The organism is Priestia sp. YIM B13489, from assembly GCF_042787645.1.
GTDB lineage: Bacteria > Bacillota > Bacilli > Bacillales > Bacillaceae_H > Priestia > Priestia megaterium.
Genome location: NZ_JBHZOQ010000014.1, coordinates 1 through 2,696, shown reverse-complemented (window position 1 = coordinate 2,696; position 2,696 = coordinate 1). Strand labels below are relative to the sequence as shown.

Annotated in this window: 3 protein-coding genes and 1 pseudogene; all 4 read left to right on the top strand. The window is 34.3% G+C overall.

Annotated elements, in window-relative coordinates:
- A partial coding sequence (locus tag ACFX4W_RS00770) for a hypothetical protein (RefSeq protein ID WP_377558986.1) occupies window positions 1-231 on the top strand: 231 nt, incomplete at its 5' end.
- A gap of 296 nt (window positions 232-527) precedes the next feature.
- Window positions 528-770, top strand: a complete 243-nt coding sequence (locus tag ACFX4W_RS00765; protein WP_043977113.1) for a spore germination protein — start codon at window positions 528-530, stop codon at window positions 768-770.
- Between the two features lie 21 nt (window positions 771-791).
- A complete protein-coding gene (locus tag ACFX4W_RS00760) occupies window positions 792-1,019 on the top strand; it encodes a spore germination protein (protein ID WP_043977115.1) in 228 nt (75 codons plus the stop codon).
- A 717-nt stretch (window positions 1,020-1,736) separates the two neighbouring features.
- Window positions 1,737-2,447: pseudogene (locus tag ACFX4W_RS00755) on the top strand (IS6 family transposase).
- Window positions 2,448-2,696: the final 249 nt, after the last annotated feature.

Here is a 2,696-nt window from a genome sequence, read left to right as displayed (position 1 = left end):
GTTATGCCAGGACGTCGTAGTGGAGACCGTCGTACATCTCGTTCTAGATTAGATGGTTTTCGAAGAGGGGATGAAATCCAAGTTTTTTCTGCTGGAAGACAACTTGATGGAAACGGTACGTTTATTCGAGTAGAAGGTGGCTTTTTAATATGGGAAGACAATTCTGGAGTTAGAAATGCTACTAGTTTAGAAGGTATCAGTGTTCGTCTAGTAAGAAGACGTTATTGCTAATATTTTGGACGGGCTCTAATTTTATATAAACAGAAAAGCTCCTTGATTTTTACAAAGGAGCTTTTTATAAGATTTTAACTATAAATAAAGAAGAGGAAGTATTTTATTTACATAGCTTATAATCAACTTAAGTTGATTAAACCTGCCTTAAGGCAAATAAGTTTTATTAAAATTAGGAAAAATCAATTCCATAATGCTCTAGCCTAATATTTATTTTATTTGTGTTAGGCAAGTTACCTAATGAAGAATGAAAGCATAAATTACAATAAGTGTTCAAAAGAGAAAGGAGTAGGTTTATGCCTTATTCTATTATTGTTGGTAATGTATTGACTAATGGGATTACTCAAAACGGAAATCTAGATTTTGGTCATACAGTACACAATAGTCATACAGCGAATTCAAAATGGGTAGGAGCTTGTATTTCTATGGGTAATTTCTCTCCTTCTACGTCTTGGATGGCTAACGGAAACTTTGATCCAGATATTAGTGACCAAGATCAAATTGCGAACCCTTCTATGCCAATATCGGGGCAACTTTAAGAATAAAGGAGCATACTTTTTATGCCATGTAATATTAATGTTCAAAACTTTAATGCTAATGGAGTTACAGAAAATGCAAATTTAGATATAGGTAACAACGTTCAAAATAGCCATACAGCTAATTCGAAATCAGTAGGAGCCTGTTTTTCTTTTGGTAATACATCGCCTTCAGTGTCTCACATGTTGAATAATAATTTTGATCCAGATGTAAGTGATCAAGGGCAAATAGATAATACTTCAAACACTTAAATTTTATTAAATAATGAGTATAAAAATATTCTTTTTGTTCACTTTCAATTTTAAAATTAATTACTAAAAAAGCTTCTAGATATTTAATTCAGAAGCTTTTTTTCATAGGTGACAATAGTACAAGCTAAATAAAATAGAAAACATAAAATATTGTATCCATGCTAAAGAGAGGGAAAATATATGTGTTGTTGGAATTTCTTTGGTTGTGGTTGTAGACGTCGTTGTAGATGTGGTTATTCGAACTATAACAACAATTATGGTGGTTGCTCTTGTGGTAGAAATAATCACCACCACCACAATAACGATCATAACTCTTATAATCAAGGTAATAACAATTGTAGTTGCAAGGATAGAAATAATCATCATCACCAAAATCATAAATGTAATTGTGGACATAATAGTCATTCGAATTATTAACTTTAGCTAATTTACAAGTAAAAGGCTTGCTCATACATTTGAACAAGCCTTTTTTATTTACACAATTTCTTGTTAACAGCTAAGGCCTGGTCCTTACTTGTTTGATCTGTTTATCGTTGTACTTCTTAATCTTGTTATTTGCTGTCTTTGTTGTGCATGTTCTTGACTATGGATAGCTTGTTGAATAGCATTAAAAACGGTATTTAGGGTTCTGGTGCGAAAATTAAAAAACATATGCAAGTAACCCCCCAAACTTGAACATACTGATACTAGGATTCTAAAAAAGGGGATGCGATTAGTATGAAAAAGCAAAATCTATTCAAATGGAAACATTATCAGCCTGATATTATTTTATTAACTGTGAGATGGTACCTACGGTACAACCTCAGTTTTCGTGATATAGTGGAAATGATTGAAGAACGCGGATTATCGATTTCTCATACAACGATTATGCGTTGGATTCATCAGTATGGTCTGAACTAGATGAACGGGTACCGTGTCGCCTTAAGCTAATCAATGATTCCTGGAGAGTAGATGAAACGTATATTAAGGTAAAAGGTTAATGGATGTACCTATATCGGGCCGTTAATTCAAAAGGAAATACGATTGATTTTTATTTAAGGAAAACAAGAGATCATAAGGCTGCAAAACCCTTTTTCAAGAAAGCTTTGCGGTCTTTCTTTTCATGTTTCAACGCCCCGTGTCATAACAGTCGATAAGAATCCAGCCTATCCCGTGGCTATCGAAGAGTTGAAGAAAGAGAAAAAGATGCCCGTAAGCATCTACATAAGGCGGATAAAATATCTAAATAACATCGTGGAACAAGATCACCGTTTTATTAAGAATCGTGTTCGTTCGATGTTAGGGTTGAAATCATTTCATACAGCCACTTACATACTGAGTGGCATAGAAGTCATGCATATGCTGAAAAAGAAGCAAGTTCACCAAGAGGTGAAGTCTGCCCAAAGTAGAAAAGAATTCATCCATCAACTGTTTGGGTTAGCTTCATAAGCTAGTAATTCAAGGGAACCTAACGTTTTATTTTTCTAGCGAATGTTTTTTACACCACAACCGTGGAACTTCCTAAATTCGGTACCGTTGATGGCGTGGCTATCATAGCTAAGCCTACGGCAGAAACTGCAACAGCTTGTTTCTCTTTTCACCATATAAAAACCCATCATTTATCTACCAAAAATAAAAGAGCAGTTTGCAAATGCAAACTGCTCTTTTGATGACCCGTACGGGATTCGAACCCGTGTT

Excerpts from the sequence above, each read along its gene's own strand:
- ACFX4W_RS00765 (WP_043977113.1), top strand. The coding sequence starts at position 528 with ATGCCTTATTCTATTATTGTTGGTAATGTATTGACTAATGGGATTACT.
- ACFX4W_RS00760 (WP_043977115.1), top strand. The coding sequence starts at position 792 with ATGCCATGTAATATTAATGTTCAAAACTTTAATGCTAATGGAGTTACA.